General features: G+C 68.4%; 22 protein-coding genes. 8 read left to right on the forward strand and 14 right to left on the reverse strand.

The window, feature by feature from the left end; translation table 11 throughout:
- Positions 1-11 precede the first annotated feature (11 nt).
- Positions 12-1,322: a trypsin-like peptidase domain-containing protein gene (locus ACE3P6_RS05810; protein WP_374392592.1), complete on the reverse strand. Its 1,311-nt coding sequence runs from the start codon at positions 1,320-1,322 to the stop codon at positions 12-14.
- 152 nt (positions 1,323-1,474) lie between these two features.
- Here ACE3P6_RS05810 and ACE3P6_RS05815 point away from each other — a divergent pair, with 152 nt between their 5' ends.
- Both ACE3P6_RS05815 and ACE3P6_RS05820 read left to right on the forward strand, forming a co-directional pair.
- Positions 1,475-2,089 (forward strand): hypothetical protein, encoded by a 615-nt coding sequence (locus tag ACE3P6_RS05815; RefSeq protein WP_374392594.1) that lies wholly within the window; start codon positions 1,475-1,477, stop codon positions 2,087-2,089.
- Entirely contained in the window at positions 2,089-4,161 is a 2,073-nt protein-coding gene (locus tag ACE3P6_RS05820; RefSeq protein WP_374392596.1) for a caspase domain-containing protein, read from the forward strand. The genes ACE3P6_RS05815 and ACE3P6_RS05820 overlap by 1 nt, the downstream gene beginning before the upstream one ends.
- Before the next feature lie 60 nt (positions 4,162-4,221).
- Here ACE3P6_RS05820 and ACE3P6_RS05825 read toward each other — a convergent pair whose 3' ends face one another.
- Positions 4,222-5,412, reverse strand: coding sequence for an MFS transporter (locus ACE3P6_RS05825; protein WP_374392598.1), 1,191 nt, complete (start codon positions 5,410-5,412; stop codon positions 4,222-4,224).
- A gap of 37 nt (positions 5,413-5,449) precedes the next feature.
- Complete coding sequence (locus ACE3P6_RS05830) at positions 5,450-6,859, reverse strand: FAD-binding oxidoreductase (RefSeq protein ID WP_374392601.1); 1,410 nt, start codon at positions 6,857-6,859, stop codon at positions 5,450-5,452.
- A gap of 114 nt (positions 6,860-6,973) precedes the next feature.
- Between ACE3P6_RS05830 and ACE3P6_RS05835 the strand changes: the two genes are divergently transcribed.
- A complete protein-coding gene (locus ACE3P6_RS05835) occupies positions 6,974-7,615 on the forward strand; it encodes a YceI family protein (RefSeq protein ID WP_374392602.1) in 642 nt (213 codons plus the stop codon).
- Here ACE3P6_RS05835 and ACE3P6_RS05840 read toward each other — a convergent pair.
- The 7 genes from ACE3P6_RS05840 to smc all read right to left on the reverse strand — a co-directional run bounded on the left by ACE3P6_RS05840 (position 7,612) and on the right by smc (position 17,448).
- Complete coding sequence (locus ACE3P6_RS05840; protein WP_374392604.1) at positions 7,612-8,271, reverse strand: helix-turn-helix domain-containing protein; 660 nt, start codon at positions 8,269-8,271, stop codon at positions 7,612-7,614. The genes ACE3P6_RS05835 and ACE3P6_RS05840 overlap by 4 nt on opposite strands.
- Before the next feature lie 74 nt (positions 8,272-8,345).
- Positions 8,346-8,906 carry a sarcosine oxidase subunit gamma gene (locus tag ACE3P6_RS05845; RefSeq protein ID WP_374392606.1) on the reverse strand — a complete coding sequence of 187 codons (561 nt, stop codon included), beginning with the start codon at positions 8,904-8,906 and terminating at the stop codon, positions 8,346-8,348.
- Positions 8,899-11,841: a sarcosine oxidase subunit alpha family protein gene (locus ACE3P6_RS05850; RefSeq protein ID WP_374392609.1), complete on the reverse strand. Its 2,943-nt coding sequence runs from the start codon at positions 11,839-11,841 to the stop codon at positions 8,899-8,901. Before ACE3P6_RS05850 ends, ACE3P6_RS05845 begins: the two co-directional genes overlap by 8 nt.
- Positions 11,838-12,122: a sarcosine oxidase subunit delta gene (locus tag ACE3P6_RS05855; protein ID WP_374392612.1), complete on the reverse strand. Its 285-nt coding sequence runs from the start codon at positions 12,120-12,122 to the stop codon at positions 11,838-11,840. Before ACE3P6_RS05855 ends, ACE3P6_RS05850 begins: the two co-directional genes overlap by 4 nt.
- A gap of 13 nt (positions 12,123-12,135) precedes the next feature.
- On the reverse strand, positions 12,136-13,386 hold the full coding sequence (locus tag ACE3P6_RS05860) for a sarcosine oxidase subunit beta family protein (RefSeq protein WP_374392614.1): 1,251 nt from the start codon (positions 13,384-13,386) through the stop codon (positions 12,136-12,138).
- Between the two features lie 106 nt (positions 13,387-13,492).
- Positions 13,493-13,615: a hypothetical protein gene (locus ACE3P6_RS05865; RefSeq protein ID WP_374392617.1), complete on the reverse strand. Its 123-nt coding sequence runs from the start codon at positions 13,613-13,615 to the stop codon at positions 13,493-13,495.
- Positions 13,616-13,992: 377 nt separating this feature from the next.
- Complete coding sequence (gene smc, locus ACE3P6_RS05870) at positions 13,993-17,448, reverse strand: chromosome segregation protein SMC (RefSeq protein WP_374392619.1); 3,456 nt, start codon at positions 17,446-17,448, stop codon at positions 13,993-13,995.
- 179 nt (positions 17,449-17,627) lie between these two features.
- On the opposite strand from smc, the gene ACE3P6_RS05875 reads away from it, so the two are divergent.
- A complete protein-coding gene (locus ACE3P6_RS05875; RefSeq protein WP_374392622.1) occupies positions 17,628-18,086 on the forward strand; it encodes a GNAT family N-acetyltransferase in 459 nt (152 codons plus the stop codon).
- Here ACE3P6_RS05875 and ACE3P6_RS05880 read toward each other — a convergent pair.
- On the reverse strand, positions 18,065-19,120 hold the full coding sequence (locus ACE3P6_RS05880) for an NAD(P)/FAD-dependent oxidoreductase (protein ID WP_374392625.1): 1,056 nt from the start codon (positions 19,118-19,120) through the stop codon (positions 18,065-18,067). The genes ACE3P6_RS05875 and ACE3P6_RS05880 overlap by 22 nt on opposite strands.
- A gap of 45 nt (positions 19,121-19,165) precedes the next feature.
- On the opposite strand from ACE3P6_RS05880, the gene mnmD reads away from it, so the two are divergent.
- Positions 19,166-19,867 carry a tRNA (5-methylaminomethyl-2-thiouridine)(34)-methyltransferase MnmD gene (gene mnmD, locus ACE3P6_RS05885; protein ID WP_374392628.1) on the forward strand — a complete coding sequence of 234 codons (702 nt, stop codon included), beginning with the start codon at positions 19,166-19,168 and terminating at the stop codon, positions 19,865-19,867.
- Here mnmD and ACE3P6_RS05890 read toward each other — a convergent pair.
- Both ACE3P6_RS05890 and ACE3P6_RS05895 read right to left on the reverse strand, forming a co-directional pair.
- The gene (locus ACE3P6_RS05890; RefSeq protein WP_374392631.1) at positions 19,828-20,037 is read right to left on the reverse strand and encodes a helix-turn-helix domain-containing protein; all 210 of its coding nucleotides are present in this window, start codon (positions 20,035-20,037) and stop codon (positions 19,828-19,830) included. The genes mnmD and ACE3P6_RS05890 overlap by 40 nt on opposite strands.
- On the reverse strand, positions 20,037-20,567 hold the full coding sequence (locus ACE3P6_RS05895; RefSeq protein WP_374392633.1) for a DUF2975 domain-containing protein: 531 nt from the start codon (positions 20,565-20,567) through the stop codon (positions 20,037-20,039). The genes ACE3P6_RS05890 and ACE3P6_RS05895 overlap by 1 nt, the downstream gene beginning before the upstream one ends.
- A 69-nt stretch (positions 20,568-20,636) precedes the next feature.
- On the opposite strand from ACE3P6_RS05895, the gene ACE3P6_RS05900 reads away from it, so the two are divergent.
- From ACE3P6_RS05900 to rlmH, 3 genes are all read left to right on the forward strand, one after another.
- Positions 20,637-21,191 carry a hypothetical protein gene (locus ACE3P6_RS05900; protein ID WP_374392635.1) on the forward strand — a complete coding sequence of 185 codons (555 nt, stop codon included), beginning with the start codon at positions 20,637-20,639 and terminating at the stop codon, positions 21,189-21,191.
- A 200-nt stretch (positions 21,192-21,391) separates the two neighbouring features.
- Positions 21,392-21,721 carry a ribosome silencing factor gene (gene rsfS / locus ACE3P6_RS05905; protein ID WP_374374599.1) on the forward strand — a complete coding sequence of 110 codons (330 nt, stop codon included), beginning with the start codon at positions 21,392-21,394 and terminating at the stop codon, positions 21,719-21,721.
- On the forward strand, positions 21,721-22,191 hold the full coding sequence (gene rlmH / locus ACE3P6_RS05910; RefSeq protein WP_374392637.1) for a 23S rRNA (pseudouridine(1915)-N(3))-methyltransferase RlmH: 471 nt from the start codon (positions 21,721-21,723) through the stop codon (positions 22,189-22,191). Before rsfS ends, rlmH begins: the two co-directional genes overlap by 1 nt.
- 75 nt (positions 22,192-22,266) lie before the next feature.
- On the opposite strand, the gene ACE3P6_RS05915 is transcribed toward rlmH, so the two are convergent.
- Complete coding sequence (locus tag ACE3P6_RS05915) at positions 22,267-23,598, reverse strand: amidase (protein WP_374392639.1); 1,332 nt, start codon at positions 23,596-23,598, stop codon at positions 22,267-22,269.
- Positions 23,599-23,618 lie beyond the last annotated feature (20 nt).

Genomic DNA, 23,618 nt, shown 5'->3' on the forward strand with positions numbered 1-23,618 from the left:
GTCGGGTCCATTCAAAACACGACCACGTCGGGGTCAAGCACATTCGCCCCGCCGACCGGGCGAACGCCTTCGGGGGCGTGCCAGGGGTCGAGCCGGATGTGGCGGGTCGCGCCGCCGGGTGCCTCCAGCAGGAGGAGGGCGGGGGCGGTGAGTTGGTAGGCGGCAAGGTCCTGCGGGGCGCCGTTGATGGCGAGGATGCGGTCGCCTTTCGCGAGGCCTGCCAGGAGCGCGGGGGAGTTGTCGGTGAGGGCAGTCACGGTGCCTGCCGGGTCAAGCGTCACGCCAAGGGCTGTGAGGGTGTAGGAGGCGACGGTGGCGGGGGCGCGGGCGATGTCGCGGGTGCGCAGGCCGGTGGGTTCGGGGGCGGTGAGGGCGAGGGTCAGGGTCAGTTCCTGCCCGGCGCGGTGGAGGGTGAGGGTGGCCTCGCCGTCGGCGCTGGCGGATTCGATGGCGAAGGCGAAGTCTCCCGGTTGGGTGAAGGTGGTGCCGGAAGCCTGGGTGATGATGTCTCCCGGCTTCAGGCCGGAGGTTTCGGCAAGGCCGCCGGGGGCGACGGCGTCGATCAGCAGGCCTTGGGCGTCGGTTCCCAGTGCCTCGGCGATCTGGCGGTCTACCGGGCGGGCGGTGAGGCCGAGGGTCGGGAAGGGCGGCAGGGTTTCCTCGATCAGGCCGTTGACGATGCGGTCAAGCTCGGCGGTCGGGATGGCATAGGCGATGCCGACGAACATCCGGCTGCCATCGGCGATCTGGGAGTTCATGCCGAGAAGGCGGCCTTCGGCATCGACCAGGGGGCCGCCGGAGGAGCCGGGGTTCACGGCGGCGTCGTGCTGCAGCATCAGCATGGGGACGGCGATGTCGGTCTGACGGGCGAGGGTGGAGATGCGGCCTTCGGTCAGGGTGAACTCGATGCCGAGGGGGGCGCCGAGGGCGAAGACTTCGTCGCCGAGTTGCGGGGCGTCAGAGGCGAGTTGGAGGCCTGCCGTGGCGGTGGGCAGCGAGATGACGGCCACGTCGCGCACCGGGTCGCGGGCGATGACGAGGGCGGTCGTCTCGGTGCCGTGGCGGTCGATCAGGCGGACTTCCTCGGCTTGGCCCACGACATGCGCGTTGGTCACGGCGACGGTGCCGTCGGTCCAGACGAAGGCGGAGCCGAGGAAGCGGTCCTCGGCGTCACTGGAGCGGACGGTGAAGACCTTGTCCATCGCCGCGTCCAGCGGCGCGGCACTGGCGGGGCTGACAATCGCCGCCAGCACCAGGACCAGAAGCGCGGCCAGCGCCTCGATGACGAGCGGTCTTTGCCGCTTTTCTGCTTTCGCCTGCATTCGTGAAACCCTTGAACTGCCTCGATGGGGTCTTGGTATCGGGGCGGGTCTGGCGGGGCACGTGACAAAGGCTGTCATGAAGAAATCTTGCATTTACAGGCGGGAAGCCGCGCCGCATGGTCGGGGCTGACAAAAGCCAGACGAGTTTCCCCATGCGCCGTTTCCTGCTTGCCACCGCCCTGATGACCCTGCCCGCTTTCGCCGAAACGCCCTCACCCGTGAAGGTGGCCGAACTGTCAGCGCGGCTTTATGCGGCGGGGGTGGAGGCGGGCGATCCGCTGCTGATCCTGTCGGCGGCAAAGCTGCGCAAGGAGCTGGCGCCGGTGGCGGGGGATCGGGCGGCGGTGGAGGGGGTGGCCGGTGAGGGTGCCCCGCTGGGGTGGGAGGAGATGCTCGCCTCGGCCGAGGCGCTGGCGGGGGATGATGCCGTGCTGCTGGGCCTGATCGAGGATGCGAAGGTGGAGGCGACCAAGGGCGTCGCCTCTGGCCCGGTCTACAACATCGGCAGCTTAAGCAACGGCAAGGGCGACACCTATCCGCCAATCGAGTTCCGGGGCGGGGAATATGCCGAGGTCTATGTCGAGGCGAAGGCGGCGACGAACCTGAACCTTGGCGTCTATGACGACAAGGGGCGGCTGGTGTGTTCGGATACCGATATCAGCCCTATCGCCTATTGCGGCTGGACCCCGGCCACGGGCGGTAGCTTCACGCTGAAGGTGGACAACAAGGGCCCGGTGGGGGCCGATTATGCGTTGATGACAAACTGATGAAAACACTTTTCACCATTGCCCTGTGCCTGACCGCCCTGCCCGCTTTCGCGCGCGAGAATTATGCCCTGCTGATCGGGGCGAACCAGTATCCGTCGCTGGAGGAACGCTGGTGGCTGAAAGGCCCGGCGAATGACGTGCAGCTGGTGGCGACCTATCTTACGACCGAAGCGCCGGTGCCGTTTCCGGCGGACCATGTGACGGTGCTGTCGGACGGGGTGGCGGGGGCGGAAGCGCCGACCCTGGGGGCGATCCGGGGGGCCTTCGCCGATCTGACCGCAGAGGTTCGCCCTGGGGATTTCGTCTACCTGCATTTCTCGGGCCACGGGACGCAGGCCCCGGCGAAGGACGCTTCCACCGAACTCGACGGGCTGGACGAGCTGTTCCTGCCGGTGGACATCGGGCCTTGGTCCGACGCCGTGGGCGAGGTGCAGAACGCGCTGGTCGATGACGAGATCGGGGCGCTGATCGACGGGCTGCGCGCCAAGGGGGCGAATGTCTGGGCGGTGTTCGACAGCTGCCATTCGGGCACGGCAACGCGGGCGGTGGAGAGTGCGGAGGACGACGTACGGGTGCGGCAACTGCCGCCGGAGGCGCTGGGGATCGACGTCGATGCGGTGGAGGTCTCGCGGTCGGTGGACCCGCGCGCCGTGGAGGCGCCTTTCGATGAAGGCGAGGGCGAGGGGTCGTTCGTGGCTTTCTTCGCGGCGCAGACCAACGAGGTGACGCCGGAGAAGAACCTGCCTAAAGGCAAGCCGGGCCGGAAGCCGCAAGGCGTGTTCACCTGGACGCTGATGGAGGTGCTGGCGGAATATCCGAACGCGACCTACGGCCAGGTCGGGCAGGAGGTGCTGCGGCGCTATGCGGTGAAGAACCTGGCGAAATCGACGCCCTTGTTCGAGGGCGATCTGGATCAGGTGGTCTTCGGTGGCGAGGGTGGGGCGCGGGTCTCGCAGTGGCAGGCGGAAGTGACCGAGGCGGGGCTGGTGATCCCGGCGGGGACTTTGCACGGATTGTCGGAAGGCGCGGTGCTGGCGGTGATGGGATCGGCGGCGGATGCGGATTCCGACGCGCTGGGATATGTGGAACTGACCTCGGTGGAGACGTTTTCTTCGGTGGGTCGGGCGGTGGAGAAGGACGGCAAGACCCTGCCCGCCGAGCTGCCAAAGGGGGTGACGCTGCGCAAGCTGGACGAGGCGCTGGACTTCACCCTGACCGTGGCGCTGCCGCCCGAGGGGTCGGCCCCGGCGGATGAATTGCTGGCGGCGCTGGACGCGTTGACCGAGGCGGCAGGCCCGCGGCTGGCCTTCGTGGCGCCAGAGGCCGAGGCCGATCTGCGGCTCGCGGTGCTGCCGGACAGCCCGCGCCCGGACGCGATCTGGGTGCTGCCCGCGACCGGGCTGGCCGAGGACCTGGGGGCGACGCCCTCGGTCTCGACCGGGGACAAGGACGGGGCGGAACTGGCGGCGGTGCTGGCGGATACGCTGACCACGATGGCGCGGGCGCAGAACCTGATGAAACTGGCCGGGGCGGTGGGCACCTCGAGCCCGGATGTCGAGGTGGAGCTGCTGACCCGCACGCCCGAGGACCGGACCCTGCGCCCCCTGCCCTTCGCCCCGGTGCCGGTGCTGATCCCCGAGGACGAGGTGCATGTGCTGGCGAAGAACAACGGCGAGGGGCCGGTGGACGTGAATGTGTTGTATATCGGGGCGGACTGGTCGATCAGCCACTGGTTCTCGGGCCGGTTGCAGCCGGGGGACGAGCTGAAGAAGGGGTTGTTCAAGATCAGTGCGGATGTGCTGGGGCAGGAGCGGATGCTGGTGGTGGTGACCCCCGCCAGGCCGCAGAGCCCGGTGGAGGACCTGAGCTATCTGGCGCAGGACGCGCTGGACACGACGCGGCAGGTGGGGGCGACGGCCTTCGACGATGCGCTGGCCGAGGCCGGGTTCGGCGAGACGACGCGTGGCGCGGTGGCGCTGACGGATGATTCAGGGGACGAGGGCGCGCCGGGGCCTGCGATCCTGCAGCTGGAGTTGCGGACGGTGGCGGGGAACCAGGCCGTAAGGGATTGATACTGCGGTATTGCTGCGCAGCGAAGATGCAGCATTTTCACCATTTCGCTGCGCAGCAATTCAGCGCCGGTCGGCGGCCCAAAGCGCGGCGGCTCCGATCAGCGAGGCGGCAACGCCAAGGAGCGCGACGGTACCGTAGCCTGCGAGCGTGGTACCAGCGGCAAAGCAGGTGGCGGCGATCACGTCGCCCGCCAGACGCTGCACCGCCATCAGCGAGGCCCCCGCCCCGGGCCGGTCGGCGAGCAGGTCTTGCAGGTAGGCGATGGGCACGGTGAGGGTCACGGCGCCCCCCACGGCGGCGGGCAGGACCAGAAGCCAGACGAGGGGCGATCCGGCCAGCACGGGCAAGAGCGCGACATGGATGCCGTAAAGCGCGGCACCCGTCAGGATCAGCCGGGTGCGGGGGATGCCCCGGGTCAGGCTGGGGAGGAGGAGCATGAAGGGCACCTCCAGCCCGGCGACGAGGCCGACATAGAGCGCCACGTCCTGCGTTCCGCGCCCCACGGCGGCGACCATGACCAGCGAGATGATCGCCATGTAGAGCGTCGAGGCCCCGGTCACGGCCCCCAGTGCCAGGACCCGGGCAGCGATGCGGGGGTGGCCCATCTCGGCCAGTGCGGCGCGGAAGGTCAGGCCGGAGGGACGGTCGTCCCAGGGGACGTCGCGGTCGGTGGGCCAGAGCCGGAGGACAGCCAGCAGCATGATGGCGGAGAGGAGGAGGCCCACGGGGAAGATCAGGGTGATCTCGGCCCCGGCGGCGAAGGCAAGGGACCAGAGCGGCAGCACCACCACGAAGGGCGCGGCGAAAAGGGCGCGGATGACGGCCATGATGCCGTCGCGCCTGTCCTCGGGGTAGCGGGTGGCGGCGAGGCGGGCCAGTGCGAAGACCTGGCCGAAGGTGATGCTGCTGACCGGAATCAGAAGCCCGGCGGTCAGGGCGAAGACCAGCGGGCCGGGGGTCACGGTCATCAGGCAGGTGCCGAGCATCAGCGACAGCACGGCGAGCAGCGTCACCTGCCTGCGGTTGGCGGTCTGGTCGGCGCGGATGCCGCCGATGACCGAGGCGGAGACCGAGATCAGCGAGGAAAGCGCGAGCAGGGTGGCATAGCCCCGGTCGCCGAAGCCGAAGGTGTGGACGGCGAGAGTCGAGACATAGGGGCCGAAAGAGCAGGCGATGGCGCCCTGCAGGGCAAGGACGAGGCCAGCCGCGCGGAGGGCCGGGTCGCGGAGGCAGAGGGTGATGGCGGACATGGCGACTGGCTAAACCCTGCGGCGGGGGGCCGCAAGGTCAGCCGGGGATCACCTTGCCGGGATTCATCCGGTTGTCGGGGTCGAGCGCGGCTTTCAGGGCGCGCATGACGTCCAGCGCCGCCGGATCCTTGCGCCGGGCCATCGAGTTCAGCTTGGAAAGCCCGACGCCATGCTCGGCGGAGAAGCTGCCGCCCAGGTCGGCCACCACATCTTCGATGGTTTCCATCACCTTGTCCTTGAGAATCTTGTCGTCGCGGGTCGGATAGGCGGTGAAATGCAGGTTGCCGTCGCCCAGATGCGCGACGGTCAGGGTGCGCGCGCCGGGGTCGAGGGCTTCGAGGCGGCGCAGGGCCTCGGTCAGGAAGGTTTCCACCTTGTCGAGCGGCAGGCAGACATCGGTGTCGACTTCCGGGTGCAGGCCGACGCCGATTTCCGCCGCCGCCTCGCGCCGCGCCCACATCGCCCGGCGCTGCTGCTCGCTGCGGGCGAGGATTGCGTCGGTGACGAGGCCTGCCTCCATCATCTCTGACAGGATGGTTTCCAGCGTGGTCACGAGGGGGATTTCGCCGGTCGGGTCGGGGGCGGCTTCGGTGGGGACGGTGGTGGCGGCCTCGATCAGGATGGTGACCTCGGGGATATGGTCGAACGGCAGGCCAAGATCGGGACGCGCTTCGCGCAGGCGTTCGGAATAGGTGCGGGGCATGAACTCGAAGGCCTCGACCCGGTTGCCGGTGGCTTCCTGCATCCGGTTGAGGAGGGTCAGCGCATCCGACAGCGAGCGTGTGGCGAGGGTGGCGGTGGCATGGGCCTTGGGCGCGGGGACGAGTTTCATCACGGCGGCGGTGATGATGCCGAGCGTGCCCTCTGCGCCTATGAAAAGATTTTTCAGATCGTAGCCGGAATTGTCCTTGTGCAGCTCCGACATGAGGTCGAGGATGCGCCCGTCGGGGAGGACGACCTCCAGCCCCAGGCAGAGGCCGCGGGTGGAGCCGTAGCGCAGGACGTTGGAGCCGCCCGCGTTGGTCGAGAGCACCCCGCCCAGCATGGCGGAGCCGCGGGCACCGAACCAGAGGGGGAAATAAAGTCCTTCGCTTTCAGCGGCTTCGTGCAGGCGGGTGAGGATGACCCCGGCCTCGGCAATGACCAGTCTGGCGTCGCGCTTGACCTTGTGGATGCGGTTCATCCGTTCGAGAGTGAGGAGCAGACCCCCGCGCGTCATGGTGCCGCCGACGAGGCCGGTGTTGCCCGAGATCGGGACGACGGGCACGCCATGCTGCGCAGCAATCTTCACGCAAGTCGAGACTTCGGCGGTGGAGCCGGGGCGGACGACGGCGATGGGTTGGCCTTCATAGCGACCCATCCAGTCCCGGGCGTAGCGGGTCATATCCGGGCCGGTCAGCACGTTCGCCGCGCCCACTGCAGCCTGCAAGCTTTCGACCAGTGCCATCGTGCCCCCCTGCCCTTTCTGCCAGCCTATGACCCTGCATGAGGGGCCGCAACGGGTTGACGGAGGGAAATCGGTTAGCTATCTTGCTAACTTTTCCAGGCGAAAGGTTCACCCATGCTTCGCGCCCTGATCCTGTCCGCCGTCCTGGCCGTTCCCGCCCTTGCGCAGGAGGAGATGGACCTCGGCCAGCCTCCGGCCGGGACCTACCGGCCCGATCCGGCACATACCCGGCTGTGGTTCATCGTCGATCATCTCGGGTTCTCGAAATACATGGCGCTGTTCACCAGGGTCGACGCCACCTTGCAGTTCGATCCGGATCATCCCGAGGCGATGTCGGTGACGGCGGTGGTGGATGTCGGCTCGCTGGAAACGCACAACCCGGCGACGGATTATGACTTCAACGCAATCGTCTCGGGCGTGGACCTGCTGAACGCACCGGCACATCCCGAAGCGACGTTCGTATCGACCAAAGTGGAGGTCACGGGAGCGAACACGGCGAATGTGACCGGCGACCTGACGCTGAACGGGGTGACCAGGCCGGCCACCTTCGCCGCGACCTATAACGGCGGCTGGGGGCACATGCCGCTGGATCCGATGGGCGCGCGGGCGGGGTTTTCACTGGCGACCACGATCAAGCGGTCGGACTTCGGGATCGACTTCGGCATTCCCGAACCGGGAAGCAAGATGGGCGTGGGGGATGAGGTGCAGATCTTCGTCGAAACCGAGATGACCAACCCGGACGCGCCGAAACCCTAGCCCTGCGGGTAGCAGATGATCGACATGTACCGCGCGGGCAGCTTGACCAGCGTTTCGGGCCCATGCGGGGCGTCGGCGTCGAAGAACAGGCTGTCGCCGGGTTTCAGCGGATAGACCTGGTCGCCGTGGCGGTAGTCGACCTCGCCCTCCAGCATGTAGAGAAGCTCCAGCCCCTCGTGCTGGAAGGCGGGGAAAGTGTCGCTCTCGGTGGTCAGGGTGATGATATAGGGCTCCACCACCACGCCGGAATTGTTCGATCCGATATGGCCGAGAAGGTTGTACTGGTGCCCCGCCCGGGTGCCGCGGCGTTCGATTTCGACATGTTCCCCGGCGCGGACATGCTGCGCCTCGCGGCGTTCCTCGTAGCTGCGGAAGAAGGCGGTGACGGGGACCGAGAAGGCGTGGCTCAGCACCTGCAGCGTGGTCAGCGAGGGCGAGGTATTGCCGTTCTCGATCTTCGACAGCATCCCGATGGAGAGGCCGGTGACATTCGCCAGATCGGCAACGGTCATGCCCTGCTGGCGGCGGAAGTTCCTGACCTCGCGGCCGATGGCAGCTTCAAGATTGCGCTCGGTGATCTCGCGGACGCGGTGCGGGTCCTGATCGAAGGCAGGCTTGCCGCGCGGAAGCGAATGAATCTCGGTGCCGTCGGACATGGACAACTATCCCGGATGAAACCAATACTATTGATTTCACTACCGGGAAACATGGCCTCTATCAAGCGAAAGCCTTAGCCGGTCGAAACTGCCGCACCCTCCAGCGCATGCAGCAGGCTTTGCGCCGAGGAGCGCGGGCCGTAAAGCCGCACGGCACCCTGGTCCAGCTTGACGAGGTAGATACCCAGATGTTCCATCACCGTGCGGGTCGCGTATCCCTTTGGCACGGCACGGAAATCGACGTTGCAGAGTCGTTCAAGCACCGGCGCCAGGTCGGCGGCGGCGAGGTCGAAGACGACCCAGGCGTCGGTCTGTTCGGTGACGCTGGCGGCATCGCCGAGGGCGGCTTTCAACTGGTCGGCAATCAGCTCGTGGCTGCCGAACGGGGCCTCGACGAACCACATCTCGGGCGCGGTCCAGAAGGCGCTGTAGGGCGCACCGGCCTGATGCCGGGCGGCGTCGGGTAGCGGCACGCCTGCAGCTTCGGCAGCGGCGGCAAGCTCGGCCCTCCGCCCGCGCCGGGCGGCGACGGAGGCGAGCGCCAGGTCGGTCCGTTCGGTGATGCGCAGCGGGCCGATCTCGACCACCGCCGCGCCGCGCGCGCCAAGCGCGGTCAATGCCTGCAAACTAACCACGGAGACGCTCTCCTTCCGGGTCGAACATGTGGGGCGAGATGATCTCGACCTCGGTATCGAGGCCCGCCAGCAGGTTCACGATCCGCATCCGCTGGCCGATCTTCTGATCGCCCGCTTTCAGGTAGCCAAGCGCGATGTCACAGCCGAGATGCGGCGAGTAGACCTTGGAGGTCAGCCAGCCGCCATCGTTCGCCGCAACCGGGGCCGCGCCTTTTTCAAGGAAATGGCTGCCTGCGGTCAGCTTGGCCTGCGGGTCCACGGGTTTCACGCCAACGAGGCGGTAGCCGGTGTCGGTGGTCATCCCCTCGCGCTGGCTGAGAACCATGCCGATGGCATCCTTCTTCTTCGACACCATCTTGCCAAGGCCCATGTTCAGCGCGGTGGACTGGCCGTTGAGTTCTCCGCCTGCGACATGGCCCTTTTCGATCCGCATGACGCCAAGCGCCTCGGTGCCGTAGACGATGGGGTCGAATTCCGCGCCCTTGGCGAGCATTTCCCGAAGGAGCGCATCGCCGTAGCGGGTGGGGACGGCGATTTCATAGGCCAGTTCGCCCGAGAAGCTGATGCGGAAGAGCCGCGCGCGGAGGCCGCCGCAGACGGTGATGTTGCCCGCGCCCATATAGGGGAAGGCGGCGTCGGAGATGTCCTGGTCGACGACTTTCTCCAGCAGATTCCGCGCGTTGGGCCCGGCGATCGAGAACTGCGCCCAAGCCTCGGTGGTGGAGATGAGCTGCACGTCCATGTCCGGCCAGAGGCATTGGCGGCAGAATTCCAGGTGGCGGAACACCGTGACCGCGTTGGCGGTGGTGGTGGTCATGACGTATTCGTTCTCGCCCATCCGGGCGGTGGTGCCGTCGTCGAAGACCATCCCGTCCTCGCGCAGCATCAGCCCGTAGCGGCATTTGCCGACGGCGAGGCTGCTGAAGGTGTTGGCATAGACGCGGTCGAGGAAAGCGCCCGCGTCGGTGCCCTGGATGTCGATCTTGCCCAAAGTGGTCACGTCGCAGATGCCGACCGACTTGCGGGTTGCCAGCACCTCGCGGTCCACCGACTGCCGCCATTCGGTTTCGCCCGCCTTCGGCACCCATTGGGTGCGCAGCCAGTTGCCGACTTCGACGAAGATCGCGCCCTGTTCGCTGGCCCAGTGGTGGCTGGGGGTCAGACGGAAGGGTTTGAATTCCTTGCCTCTTGAGCGGCCAGCCAGCGTGCCGAGGGCGACGGGGGTATAGGGCGGGCGGTAGATCGTGGTGCCGGTGTCGGGGATCGAGCGACCGGTCAGTTCCGCCATGACGGCCAGGCCGATGACGTTGCCGGTCTTGCCCTGGTCGGTGGCCATGCCGAGCGTGGTGTAGCGCTTCAGGTGTTCGACAGAGGTGAAGTTCTCCTGATGCGCCAGCTTCACGTCCTTGACGGTGACGTCGTTCTGCTGGTCGATCCAGGCGCGGCCCTTGCCGTGGTGGACGAACCAGAGCGGGCTGACGCGGGTCGGCGCGTCCTCGGCTTCCGGCAGGTCGGGCGCGGTGTCGGTGAGGCTCAGCGCTGCAATGGCGGCATCGCGACCGGTCTTGAGAGCGGAATGGGTGGAGAAAGCCCCGGCGGCGGCTCCGGCGACGGACAGGCCGGGCGGGCCGTCCTGCCCTGGGACGAAGGCGGCGATGGTTTCGTCATAGAGTGGGCGGGAACGATGATGCGAATGGATGTTCACATTCGGGTTCCAGCCACCCGAGATCCCCAGCGCATCGACGGCAATCGTTTCCGAACTTCCATTCGCCTGGCGGACGGTGACGGACTTCAGATTGAGCTTGCCGGAGCTGTCGATCACCTCGGCCCCGCGCAGGTGGCGGACGCCGGGGAGCAGATCGCCACCCTCGCGGCTGTCGATCACGGCGACCACGTCGACGCCCTTCGCCTGCAGGTCCTTGGCGGTGCGAAGGCCGTCGTCGTTGTTGGTGAAGACGGCGACCCGCTCACCGGCCTTCGCCCCCCAGCGGTTCGCATAGGCGCGGAGCGCGCCCGCCAGCATGATGCCGGGACGGTCGTTGTTCTCGAAGGCCACGGGGCGTTCGGTGGCCCCGGCGGCGAGGATCGCCCGGCCTGCGTAGATGCGCCACAGGATCTGCCGGGGCTTGCCCTTGGCGGGGACGGCAAGGTGGTCGCTGACGCGTTCCACCGCACCATAGATGCCGTGGTCGAAGGCACCGATCACCGTGGTGCGGGTCATCAGGCGGACGTTCGGCAGCGAGGCCAGTTCGGCGACAACGCCCGCCGCCCAATCCGCGCCCTGCGTCTGGCCGATAGCGAATGTCTCGGCATTCAGGCGACCGCCCATGCGGAAATCCTCGTCCGCCAGGATCACCCGTTTGCCCGCCCGCCCGGCGGTCAGCGCGGCCATCAGGCCGGTGGGACCGGCCCCGATCACCAGCAGGTCGCAATGCAGGAAGCCCTTGTCATATTCGTCGGGGTCCTCTTGCCGGGTCAGCGATCCAAGCCCCGCCGCGCGGCGGATGATCGGCTCATAAAGCTTTTCCCAGAAGGACTTGGGCCACATGAAGGTCTTGTAGTAGAAGCCCGCCGCGAAGAAGGTGGAGAGCTTGTCGTTGATCCCCATCGCGTCGAAACGGAGGCTGGGCCAGCGGTTCTGGCTGTTGGCTTCCAGCCCGTCGAAGAGTTCTGCCACCGTGGCCCGCGTGTTCGGCTCCTGCCGCCCGCCACTGCGCAGTTCGACCAGCGCGTTCGGTTCTTCGGAGCCTGCGGAGATCGGCCCACGCGGGCGGTGATACTTGAAGCTGCGGCCCATCAGACGGACGCCGTTCGCCAACAGCGCCGAGGCCAGCGTGTCGCCGGGATGACCCTGATAGGGCACGCCGTCGAAGGTGAAGCGGAGCGTCTTGGTGCGGTCGATCTGGCCGCCTGTGATCCGATGCGACTGGGTCATTTCGACCGCCCCTTCCCGCGCGCCACATCGCGCGCCAGTTCGACCTTGGTGATCTCGTGCGTCACCGTGTTGCGGGTGACAACCAGCCAGGACCGGTCGCCCTGTTCGTGATACCAAAGCTCGCGGTGTTCGCCCGCCGGGTTTGTCCGCTGGTAGAGATAGTCGTGGAACGCCTCGACGCCCGCGGTCATGCCATCGGGCCGGTCGATGAGGGAAGCATCGCCGAGATAGACGAATTCCTGCGCGTCGCGGGGGCCGAGGATCGGATGGTGAATGATCATTCGATAATTTCCGTCAATGCAGGTTCGGCTGGGCGCCCTGGCCCTTTTCGTCGATCATCAGGCCCTTGAGGAACCGGTCGAAGCGATAGGCCGTAGCGGTCTTGTGGGGTGCGTCCTTGGCCAGAAGATGCGCGAAGGCCCAGCCGCTTGCGGGGGTGGCCTTGAAGCCGCCGTAGCACCAGCCGCCGTTGAAATAGAGCCCTTCGATGCCGGTCTTGTCGATGATCGGCGAGCCGTCCATCGACATGTCCATGATCCCGCCCCAGGTCCGCAGCAGGCGCACCCGCCCGATGGCGGGCATCAGGGCCATGCCGCCCTCGGCCACGTCCTCGATCACCGGCAGGTTGCCGCGTTGGGCATAGGAGTTGTAGCCGTCGATGTCGCCGCCGAAGACGAGGCCGCCCTTGTCGGACTGGCTGACGTAGAAATGCCCGGCCCCGAAGGTCATCACCCCGTCGATCAGCGGCTTCAGCCCCTCGGAGACGAAGGCTTGCAGGACGTGGCTTTCCATCGGCAGCCGCATCCCGGCATGGGCCATCACCTTGGAGGACGACCCCGCCACCGCCACACCGACTTTCTTGGCGCCGATGTAGCCGCGTGAGGTTTCGACCCCGCGAATGCGGCCATTCTCGATCCGCATGCCGGTGACTTCGCAGTTCTGGATCAGGTCGACCCCGCGCCGGTCGGCGCCGCGGGCATAGCCCCAGGCCACCGCATCGTGCCGCACCGTGCCGCCGCGCGGCTGCATCAGCGCACCCTTGATCGGGAAGCGGGCGTTGTCGAAGTTGAGCCAGGGGTACATCTGGCGGACCTCGTCGCGGGAGAGAAGCCGCGCGTCGGCGCCATGCATGATCATCCCGTTGCCGCGCCGGGTGAAGGCGTCGCGCTGCGCGTCGGTGTGGATGAGGTTGATGATCCCGCGCTGGCTGACCATCGCGTTGTAGTTGAAGTCCTGCTCCAGCCCCTCCCAGAGCTTCAGCGAGAATTCGTAGAACGGCTCGTTGCCGTCGAGGAGGTAGTTCGAGCGGATGATCGTGGTGTTCCGGCCCACGTTGCCGCCACCGAGGTAGCCCTTCTCCAGCACCGCGATACGGGCCTGGCCGAACTCCTTCGCAAGGTAGTAGGCCGTGGCGAGGCCGTGGCCGCCGCCACCGACGATGATGTAGTCATATTCGGCCTGGGGGGTGGGGTCGCGCCAGACGGGCTTCCAGCCCTTGTGGCCGGTAAGTGCCTCGGCAATGACCCGGAAACCAGAATAGCGCACGGCGGTCCTCCTGCTTCAGGGCCCGTTCTAGGCCCGTTGCGGCTGAGGGGGTCGCCGGTTTTCGCCATCGCCGCTGCGGTTTTCGCCACGGCGCAGGATCGTGGGGTCAGGGGGCGAAGGAAGCCTCGACCGCGGCGAAGGGCGACCAGGCGGGAGGGAGCTTTGCGACCTGTTCTTGCGCCCAGGCGAAGAGGACGAGGATGGTGGTGGCGGAGAGAAGCATCTGCATGGGGTGCCTCGGCAGAACGGTATGTTCACGTCCTGTTCTGGCTGATTCTGCTTGCCAAGCCGTTAACCATGCGCCCGCTTCGGGCTTTACAATTTAGTAGGGAATGCCCATCATTCTGGGCATGCGATAGTTCTGATCGTTCAGGGTCCTCACCTTGAAAAAGACCCGGCGGAGTTGCTGCTCCGCCGGGTCCCTTTCTTTTCGGGGTCAGCCCCCGATCAGAAGCCGGATGGCGGCGACAGCAAGCGTTCCCGCCGCTATCCGCACCATCCACTTACGATAGTCTTTTTCGTTCAGTTTCCTCACCTCCGTCCACCGCAAAGGGTTGCGGCAAGACATTGGTAGAGGCTTCGAGGTTAACAAACCTATAGCGTGCTTCACGCGACCAGCGCCTCGGCCTTCTTCAGGTCGACGCTGACCAGTTGGCTGACCCCCTGCTCCTGCATCGTCACCCCGAACAGGCGGTCCATCCGCGCCATCGTCACGGCGTGGTGGGTGATGATCAGGAAGCGGGTCTCGGTCCGCCGGGTCATCTCGTCCAGGAGGTCGCAGAAACGCGTCACGTTGGCGTCGTCCAGGGGCGCGTCGACCTCGTCCAGCACGCAGATCGGGGCGGGGTTCGCCAGGAACACGCCGAAGATCAGCGCCAGGGCGGTCAGGGTCTGTTCGCCGCCGGAAAGCAGGCTGAGCGTCGCCAGCTTCTTGCCCGGCGGCTGGCAGAGGATCTCCAGCCCGGCCTCCAGCGGGTCGTCGGATTCGACCAGTACCAGACGGGCTTCGCCGCCGCCGAAGAGGTGGGTGAAGAGAGTGGAGAAGTTGGCGTTGACCTGCTCGAAGGCGGTCAGCAGGCGTTCGCGGCCTTCCTTGTTCAGGCCCGCGATCCCGGCGCGCAGTTTCTTGACCGCCTCTTCCAGATCGGCCTTCTCCGCGGCCAGCGCGTCATATTCCGCCTCGACCGCCTTCGCATCTTCCTCGGCCCGCAGGTTCACCGCGCCCAGGGCCTCGCGCTGGCGTTTCAGGCGGCTGACGTCGTGGTCCAGCGTCTCGGCATCGGGCATCTTGTCGGGGTCGGTGCGGAGGCTCGTGAGAAGCTCATCCGGCGTGCGGTCATCCTCCTCGGCAATCCGCTCCGCCGCCAGCGCGACACCTTCGCGCGCTGCGTCCAGCCGCGCTTCGGCCCTTGCCCGCGCCTCGCGCGCTTCGCCCGCCAGCCGCTCGGCCTCGCGTTCCGCCAAGGCGGCATCGCGCAGGGCACCCTCGGCCTCTGCCAAGGCATCTGCCGCCTTGCGGCGACGCGCCTCGGCGGCTTCGATCGCCTCGACCAGCTCATCCCGCTTGGCGGCGATCTCCTCGGGCGCGAGCATCGCTTCGGCCAGTTCCTCCCCGGTCTCGGCCCGACGTTCGGTCAGCTCCTCGGTCCGGCGCGAGGCGGTTTCCAGCCGGTGCTTCCAGCCGGACAGTTCCTTCACCGCCTCCTGCCGCCGACGCACCCGCGCCTCGCCCTCGCGGCGCACCTCGTCCTGATGCGAGCGGCGGGTCATCATGGTGATCCGCGCGGCTTCGACCGTGATCTTGGCCGCCTCCACGGCGCCCCGCGCGGCGTCCAGATCGCCAAGATCCGTCACCGCCGCCTCGGCCTCCTTCAGCCGGGCTCGGGCGGCCATCGTCTCGTCCTCGAACCGGCTGACCGCCAGTTTCGCCGCCTCCAGCTTGCCCCCGGCGATGGAGCGATCGGCCTCGGCCCGCGCCAGCGCCCGGTTCGCCTCGGCCAGCCGGGCATCCGCCGCACGGCGGGCATCGCGGGCGCGCTGGTCTGCCGTCGCCAGTTCCGCCAGCCGGGCCTGCAGCGCCTCATGCGCCTGCCGGGCACCGTCGGCCCGCGCGGCGACCTCTTCCAGATCGCGCTTCAGCTGCACCAGCCGATTCAGCTGTTGCAAGCGCAGGGCAGCCGCAGAGGGCGCGTCCTCGGCCCCGGCTCGGAACCCGTCCCAGCGCCAGAGGTCGCCCTCGACCGAGACCAGGCGCTGACCGGGGAGTAGCGCAGCTTGCAGCTGAAAACCTTTTTCACGACCGACGAGCCCGATCTGCGACAGCCGCCGCGCCAGCACCGCCGGGGCCTTCACCCGCGCGGTCAGCGCCTCGGCCCCCTGCGGCAAGGCTTGCGGATCGTCATAGCCCGGCAGCACCGCCCAGCCCGACCGCGCTGCGGCCCCGACCTCGGGCGCGCGCAGGTCGTCGGCCAGGGCCGCGCCCAGTGCCTTTTCGTAGCCAGGCTCCACCTCCAGCCGGTCGAGCAACTGGTGCCCGGCCTGCGCCTCGCGCTCCACCAGCCGGGCCAGTGCGGCGACTTCGGCCCGCAACGCATTCGCCTCGCCCTCGGCAGACGACCGGGCCGCCCGTGCCTCGGCCTCTCTCCCTTGCGTCTCGGCCCGCGCGACCTCGGCGGCTTCCAGCGCGGCTTCGGTCGCCTCGCCCTCGGCCAGCGCCGCCTCTTGCGCCTCCTCCGAAGCCTCGAAGGCCTCACCCGCCGCCTCCACCGCTTCCGCAGCCGCCGTCACCGCCTCGCGTGCGCCAGAAGCCTGCTCCTCCGCCCGGTCCAGCACCGAGCGCGAATCTGCCAGCATCCGCTGGGTCGACTGGTGCCGCGCCGCCAGCCGCGCGGCATCCTCGGTCAGTTCCGACAGTGAGGTTTCGCGCTCCGACAGCACCGCGCCAGCCTCGCGCGCGGCTTCCACCGCTTCGGAGAGCTTCTCCTCGTGCCCGTCATGGGCGCGGGCAAGCTGTTCGATCTCCCAGTCCAGCCGCTCGATCACCTCGCCCGCGTCGCGGTTGAGGCCGGCCTCGCGCTCCATGTCGCGGGAAAGCTGGTCGATACGGCCGCGCAGGGCGTCGATCTGCGCCAGGGCGCGCGCCTCTTGATCCCCCAACGCATCGCGTTGCAAGACCAGCCGCTGCAGGATGGCGGACGCAATCGCTTCCTCCTCGCGCTTCGGCGGCAGGGCATCCTCTGCCGCTTCCCGCGCCTTCCCGCCCCCCCGCGATGCCGCCTCGGCCTGTCCCTGGGCGATCAGCCGTTCCCGCAAGGCCCCTTCGGCTGCCGACCGCGCCTCATCCGCCTCGCGCCAGCGCCGCCAGAGCAGCATCCCCTCCGACTTCCGCAACTCCTCGGAAATCTCGCGGTAGCGAGCGGCCTGTTTCGCCTGCCGGGTCAGCACCGACAATTGCTGCGCCAGTTGCTCCAGCACGTCATCGACGCGGGTCAGGTTCTGCTCCGTCCCGGCCAGCTTCAGTTCGGCCTCGTGCCGACGGGCATAGAGCCCGCTGATCCCCGCAGCCTCTTCCAGCACCCGGCGCCGCGCCTTGGGCTTGGCGTTGATCAGTTCGGAAATCTGTCCCTGCCGCACCAAAGCCGGGGAATGCGAGCCGGTGGAGGCATCGGCGAACAGCATCTGGACGTCGCGGGCGCGGACATCCTTGGCGTTGCAGCGATAGGCGGACCCCGCGTCGCGGGTGATCCGACGGACGATCTCGATCTGGTCCGAATCGTTGAAGCCAGAGGGCGCGAGCCGCTCCTGGTTGTCCATCACCAGGGCCACTTCGGCGAAATGCCGGGCACCCCGCGTGGCGGCGCCGTTGAAGATCACGTCCTCCATCCCGCCGCCGCGCATGGCGCTGGGGCGGTTCTCGCCCATCACCCAGCGCAGGGCTTCCAGCAGGTTCGACTTGCCGCAGCCATTGGGCCCGACCACGCCGGTCAGCCCCTCGTGGATCACCAGATCCGTGGGGTCGACGAAGCTTTTGAAGCCATTGAGACGCAGTTTGGTCAGGCGCACGCGGGTACTCACGAGTCGGGTGCGCGATGTTCCTGCCCGGTGGTGCCGGAGTCAACCCGGCCCCCCCGTATCTGGCTGATCCCTGCCCCGTTATCCCCAAGATGTTGCGGGCCTCGGGCTTCCTCTTGGTCCAAATACTCACTCTTGCCGCCGGACGCGCCGTGCCGCAGTCTGGCGTCATGACCCCGCAGCTTGCCACCGACCCTGCCCTCTGGCCGCCGATCCTTGCGCTTCTGCACGAGGCCTTTGCCTATATGGAGGGCCGGATCGACCCGCCCTCCTCGCTGCGCAGGCTGACGCCCGAGGCACTGACCCGGCAGGCGGTCGCGGGTGAAATCTGGATCATCGGTGCACCTGTCGCCTGCGTGTTCCTGACGCCGCAACCGGGGGCGCTGTATCTTGGCAAGCTGGCGGTTGCGGCCAGCCACCGGGGCCAGGGATTGTCGCGGCGCTTGATCGACCTCGCCGAGGACCGCGCCCGCGCCCTGCGGCTTCCCGCGCTGGAACTGGAGACACGGGTCGAGCTGGTGGAGAACCAAACCGCCTTTCAGAAGATGGGGTTCGAGGAGGTCGGGCGGACGGCGCATGACGGTTACGACCGGCCGACCTCGATCACCTACCGGCGGGCGGTTTTCTGAACCAGCGCGTCCAGCCGGAATTCCGGCGGGATGGTATCGCGCCCCTCCAGTACAAGATCGGCCATCACCTCGGCCACTTTCGGAGCCATGCCGAAGCCGATCTTGAAGCCGCCATTGGCGACGTAGTGCCCTGCCCGCCCCGGCCAGGCACCCAGTAGCGGCGCACGACTGGCGGCCTTGGGGCGGATACCGGCCCAGCGCTGGATGACTTCGGCCTTGGCAAGGGCGGGGAGGGCAGCGATGGCCTTGTCCAGCAGCGCGTCGAGTTGGGCGTCGGGGCCGTCCCCTGTCCATGTAGCCTCTGAGGTTGAGCCGATGGCGACCGTCGCGTCGGCATGGGGCACGATGTGCAGCCCGTCGACGAACAGCTGCGGCTGGTCGCGGGCGTCGTGGCGCAGGGACAGGGCCTGACCCTTCACGCCAGAGCCGAGCGGCAGGTCGAAGGCTTGTGTCAGATCGGCCAGACCGGCGACCCCGGTGGCATGGACGACCGCGCCCTCGTCGCGCCCGTCGCCAAGGATCAACTCGGCCCCTCTGGCCCTCAGCGCCTGAAGCAAGGCCGCCAGCCCCATCCGGGGCGAGAGCCGCGCCGAGAGCGTATCGCGCACCAGCCAGCCGGAGGGGGTCTGCGGCTCCCACGCTTCGCCCGTTGCCCAGATCACCCGCCATTCCGCCCTGCCCTGCCAAAGGCTTGCCGCCTCGCCCTCGCGTCGCCGCGCAGCCTCCACCGCGCGGTCGTCGGCCAAGGGTTGCAGGCGCCCCAGCCGCGCATAACCCGAAGGCAGGCCAGAAGCCGCCTCGACCCCCGCCCACCAGTCGCCAGCCAGCAGCAGGCTTTCCAGCTGGAAGGCCTTCTTCGCATTCCAGGCCACGGGCACATGCGGCGACAATGCGCCGACCAGACCGCCGGAAGACCCGGCGCCCCAGTCCACGGCCTCCACCACCCGGACCGCAGCACCGCGCTTCAGGCAGGCCCAGGCGGTCGAGAGGCCGAAGATCCCCCCGCCGCGCACGGTCACGTCTACCCTTGCCATTCCGCTGCCCCAGGCCCATCACATCCGGCCAAAGGACTACCCCCGATGACCAGCCCCCACCAGCCCCCCGCGCTCGACTGGCGCGACGAGACGATCCCGGTCTCGCAGCGCTTCGACGACCCGTATTTCTCTCTGGCCGGGGGCCTGGACGAGACGCGGCATGTGTTCCTGACCGGGAACGGGTTGCCGGACCGGTTCCGCGACGGGTTCCGGATCGCAGAGCTGGGGTTCGGCACGGGCCTGAATTTGCTGGCGGTTCTGTTGGCCCACCGGGGGCCGGGGCAGCTGACCTACACCAGTTTCGAGGCCTACCCGATGCCCGCGCCGGACATCGCGAGGGCGCTTGCGGCCTTCCCCGAAGCCCTGGGGGTGGCCGAGCCCTTCCTGCGGCAATGGGAAGCGGGCGAAACCACGCTGCATTTCCCGAACCTGACGGCAAAGATCGTGCTGGGCGACGCGCGCGAGACGCTGGCCCGATGGGAGGGCAACGCCGACGCCTGGTTCCTCGACGGCTTCTCCCCGGCGAAGAACCCGGAGCTTTGGTCGGCGGAGCTGATGGCCGAAGTGGCGCATCACACCGCGCCGGGGGGAACCTTCGCCACCTACACCGCTGCAGGCCATGTCCGCCGGGCGCTGGCCGAGGCGGGGTTCGCCGTCAGCCGCCAGCCGGGCTTCGGGCGCAAGCGGCATATGTCGGTGGGCGTGCTTCAGGCCTCGGATACCGCCTCCAGCAGGTCGCCCGGCTGACAGTCCAGCACGGCGCAGATCGCGGCGAGGGTGTCGAAGCGGATGCCCTTCACCTTGCCGGATTTCAGCAGCGACAGGTTCTGTTCGGTGATCCCGATCCGCTCGGCCAATTCGCGCGAGCGCATCTTGCGGCGGGCCAGCATCACGTCGAGGCGGACGACGATTTGCATCAGACGAACCCTTCGTTCTCGGCCTTGACCTCGGCGGCCTCGCGCATCGCCCAGCCGATCACGGTGAGAAGGCCCGCCGCCATCAGGAAGCCGAGCGTGCCGGTGTCGAGCCCGATGGCAAGCACCTTCTGGCTGGCGTGCCAGCTGAGGATCAGGGTCTGCAGCGTCGGGACCAGGACGGTGAAGGCCGCGACCAGCAGCATGTTGCGACCGATCCGCAGGATGGTGTCGGCGTTGTCCCGGCTGAGCACCTCGCCCGCGCGGTAGGCGCCGAAGAGCCGGACCATCCCGCGCAGGGCCGCGACCATCGGGAGGAGCGAGACCAGCGCTACGGCCGCGACCAAACCGGCCTGCGCCGTGGTGACGGGGGTGCCCGCCGCGACCATCGGCGCGCGCGAGAGGAGCGAGGCGGGATCGCTGACGCCCTGCCCCGCATAGACCAGCACGATGATCGGCAGCAGGACCGACAGGGCCAGTGCGACCCAGTAGAGCAGGCCGGAGAGGCTTTGCAGGCGGTTGTGGTCTGGCACGATGTCACCCCTTTTCGTGATGATTATTTATTGTATAACAGTAAATCTTCGCCGTCAAAGGAGATTCGCATGTTCCGCCCCCTGACCCTTGCCGCCAGCCTGGCCCTGGCCGCCTGTTCCGCCATCGTCCCCTCCACCGCCGCGCGGCTGGCCAGTTTCGACCCGCTGACCGCCGACCCTGCGGCGATCGAACTGGTGGTGATCCTGCCACCCGGTCTTGCCGTCAGCCCGGGCAGCGCGAAGCTGGCACTTTCCGCCGACCGGGGTGCCGAACACCGCAGCGGCAGCTTCCAGCTGGCCGACCATGCCGCGCCCGGCATCGTGGTGCCCAAGGGCGCGACCGCGCGGGGCTTCGTCATCGCCGAAACCGATGTGCCCCGGATGCGCGCCCTGCAGGCCGAGATCGCCGGTTGGAAAGCCACCGGTGCGGCCAAGGGGTCGCTGGGGCTTGGCATCGGCGGCTGCGCCATCGGCAATGGCCCCGCCCCGGACGCCACCGGATCGGTGCTGATCCGTGTGCGCGAGGGCGGCCCCTTCCTGCCGCTGATCGCCGATGGCAGGCTGGCCGATCTGCTCGGCGCCAAGGTGCTGGCGGCGATCCAGCCTTGCCAAGCCGCCGAATAGCGCGTAACGGCCCGCCTTCGGTTGAGATTGCGCCGCCCCGGTGCTAGGCTTGGCCGCAAGGCCCGGCGCGGGGGCCTCTTGTCCGCGCTTTCCTGGAGGACAAGCTCCTGTCGCATTCTGATCCCGCCACCGGCCTGCCCGTCGGTCCGCGCCCGAAAACCCCTGACACCGCCGAAGGCGAGCATCGCTCCGAGGACGTCCTGGCCCTGGTCCTGAAGTCGGTGGACGACGACAAGGCCGAGGACATCGTCGAGATCGACCTGCGCGGCCGGTCGGATGTGGCCGACTACATGGTGATCTGTTCGGGCCGGTCCTCGCGCCAGGTCGCGGCTATTTCCGAAAAGCTCGCCGACCGGCTGAAGCAGGAGATGCGGATTTCGGTCCGCATGGAGGGCAAGGAAACCGGCGACTGGGTGCTGATCGACGCGGGTGACGTGATCGTCCACGTCTTCCGCCCGGAAGTGCGCGAGTTCTACCAGCTTGAGAAGATGTGGCTCCCGGCGGGGGCGACCCGCGCCGCCAAGGCCTGATGCGCCTGCACCTCTGCGCCGTGGGCCGCCTGCGGGCAGGGCCGGAGCGCGATCTGGTGGACGACTATCTGCAACGGCTGGACCGGACCGGCAGGCCGCTGGGCCTTGGCCCCGCGACCGAGCATGAGGTCGAGGACAGGAAAGGCGGCGGGATGACGGCGGAGGGCCTGTTGCTGGCCCGCGCAGTCCCGGAGGGCGCGGCCCTCTGCGTGCTGGATGAGCGCGGCAAGACGCTGTCCAGCCCCGAATTCGCGCAAGTGCTGGCCCAGTGGCGCGATGGCGGGCGGCAGGATGCAGCGTTTGTCATCGGCGGGGCGGACGGGGTGGACCCGTCGCTTCGCGCCCGCGCCGATCTGGCGATCAGCTTCGGGCGGATGGTCTGGCCGCATATGCTGGTGCGGGTGATGCTGGCCGAACAGCTGTACCGTGCGGCGACGATCCTGGCCGGGTCGCCCTATCATCGGGTGTAGCCTCGTCGCTTCCTTCGGTCGCTCCTCGGGTGCCGCCCCGGCGAGGAGTGCCCGAAGGGCTTCGACGAGCAGCCCCTAGCGCAGCGCCGTTTCCGCCGCCGATCCCAGCCGCAAAAGCCGCGCTTCCTGCCCGGCCCCACCCATCAGCGTGATCCCGCAGGAGGGTTGCGAGGTCGGCAGGGTCAGCGCGCAGACCCCCATCAGGTTGCCGATCCGCGTGTTGCGCAGCGCCAGCAGGTTCTCGGTCACATAATACTGGTCGTCGGTCATCAGCCGGTTCGCGTCGGGCGGCAGGATCGGAGAGGTCGGCAGCAGGACTGCATCAAAGACCGCCGTCCGCGCCGCCCAGAGCTGGCGGATCGCCTCCAGCCTCCGCCAGGCCGCGACATAGTCCACCGCCGGGATCGCGGCGCCCGAGCGGAAGCGTTCCAGGATGCGCGGGAACATCTTCTGCGGCGCGGCCTCGATCACCTCGCGCCAGATGCCATAGGCTTCCGAGGTGAAAAGGACCCCCGCCAGCGCCATCGCCTCGGCCACTTCCGGGACAGTGATCCGGGTGACCCGCGCCCCGGCCCGGCCCAGCCGCGCGACCGCATCCTCGAAGCCCTGCGCCGGGCGGTCGCGCAACTCGTCCAGCGCCACGGTTTCCAGCACGGCCAGCCGGGTGCCCGACAGGTCCGCGCCCGCGAGGTCCGCCACCGGATCGCCGCTGAGCGCGGCCAGCAGCAGCGCACAGTCCTCGACCGAATGGGCCAGCGGTCCGATGGTGTCGAAGCGCTCGCACAAGGGGACCGTTCCCGCCATCGGCAGGCTTCCGGCGGTGGTCTTCAGCCCCACCAGATCATTCCACGCCGCCGGAATCCGCACCGAGCCGCCGGTGTCCGACCCGATGGCGGCGGGCGCCAGCCCGAAGGCCACCGAGGCCGCCGCGCCCGAGGACGATCCGCCCGGCACCGCCTTGTCGTCGTTCAGGTTCGGCGGCGTCGCCGTCACCGGGTTCAGTCCAAGGCCCGAGAAGGCAAGTTCCGACATATGCGTCTTGCCCAGGCAGACCAGCCCCTGCAGCGTCGCGGTTTCCAGCACCGCCGCGTCGCGCCCCGGCGTGCGGCCCTTCAGAAGCGCCGAACCCGCCTCGGTCGCCACGCCCGCCGTATCGAACAGGTCCTTCCAGCTGACCGGCACCCCGTCCAACAGGCCCTTGCGCAATCCCGTCTTGGCCCGCGCGGCCGCCGCCATCGCCTCGCCCCGTGCCCTTGCCGCCGTGGCGCGGGCGTAGATGCGGGGGGCGAGCGGGTGGCTCTCGATCCGATCGAGAAAGGCCTCGGCCAGCTCGACCGGGTTGATCTTTCCCGCGCCGATCCCCCGGCCAAGGTCCGCCGCCGTCATATGTGCCCAGGTTCCGCTCATCCCGCCCCCCGTTTTCCCGA

The sequence above is a fragment of the Tabrizicola sp. genome (assembly GCF_041911175.1).
In the GTDB taxonomy this organism is placed as follows: domain Bacteria; phylum Pseudomonadota; class Alphaproteobacteria; order Rhodobacterales; family Rhodobacteraceae; genus Tabrizicola.

Bases quoted from the DNA above. Each gene is read 5' to 3' on its own strand.
- ACE3P6_RS05810 (WP_374392592.1), bottom strand. From the start codon at position 1,322: ATGCAGGCGAAAGCAGAAAAGCGGCAAAGACCGCTCGTCATCGAGGCG.
- ACE3P6_RS05815 (WP_374392594.1), top strand. From the start codon at position 1,475: ATGCGCCGTTTCCTGCTTGCCACCGCCCTGATGACCCTGCCCGCTTTC.
- ACE3P6_RS05820 (WP_374392596.1), top strand. From the start codon at position 2,089: ATGAAAACACTTTTCACCATTGCCCTGTGCCTGACCGCCCTGCCCGCT.
- ACE3P6_RS05825 (WP_374392598.1), bottom strand. From the start codon at position 5,412: ATGTCCGCCATCACCCTCTGCCTCCGCGACCCGGCCCTCCGCGCGGCT.
- ACE3P6_RS05830 (WP_374392601.1), bottom strand. From the start codon at position 6,859: ATGGCACTGGTCGAAAGCTTGCAGGCTGCAGTGGGCGCGGCGAACGTG.
- ACE3P6_RS05835 (WP_374392602.1), top strand. From the start codon at position 6,974: ATGCTTCGCGCCCTGATCCTGTCCGCCGTCCTGGCCGTTCCCGCCCTT.
- ACE3P6_RS05840 (WP_374392604.1), bottom strand. From the start codon at position 8,271: ATGTCCGACGGCACCGAGATTCATTCGCTTCCGCGCGGCAAGCCTGCC.
- ACE3P6_RS05850 (WP_374392609.1), bottom strand. From the start codon at position 11,841: ATGACCCAGTCGCATCGGATCACAGGCGGCCAGATCGACCGCACCAAG.
- ACE3P6_RS05855 (WP_374392612.1), bottom strand. From the start codon at position 12,122: ATGATCATTCACCATCCGATCCTCGGCCCCCGCGACGCGCAGGAATTC.
- ACE3P6_RS05865 (WP_374392617.1), bottom strand. From the start codon at position 13,615: ATGCAGATGCTTCTCTCCGCCACCACCATCCTCGTCCTCTTCGCCTGG.
- ACE3P6_RS05875 (WP_374392622.1), top strand. From the start codon at position 17,628: ATGACCCCGCAGCTTGCCACCGACCCTGCCCTCTGGCCGCCGATCCTT.
- ACE3P6_RS05880 (WP_374392625.1), bottom strand. From the start codon at position 19,120: ATGGCAAGGGTAGACGTGACCGTGCGCGGCGGGGGGATCTTCGGCCTC.
- mnmD (WP_374392628.1), top strand. From the start codon at position 19,166: ATGACCAGCCCCCACCAGCCCCCCGCGCTCGACTGGCGCGACGAGACG.
- ACE3P6_RS05890 (WP_374392631.1), bottom strand. From the start codon at position 20,037: ATGCAAATCGTCGTCCGCCTCGACGTGATGCTGGCCCGCCGCAAGATG.
- ACE3P6_RS05900 (WP_374392635.1), top strand. From the start codon at position 20,637: ATGTTCCGCCCCCTGACCCTTGCCGCCAGCCTGGCCCTGGCCGCCTGT.
- rlmH (WP_374392637.1), top strand. From the start codon at position 21,721: ATGCGCCTGCACCTCTGCGCCGTGGGCCGCCTGCGGGCAGGGCCGGAG.
- ACE3P6_RS05915 (WP_374392639.1), bottom strand. From the start codon at position 23,598: ATGAGCGGAACCTGGGCACATATGACGGCGGCGGACCTTGGCCGGGGG.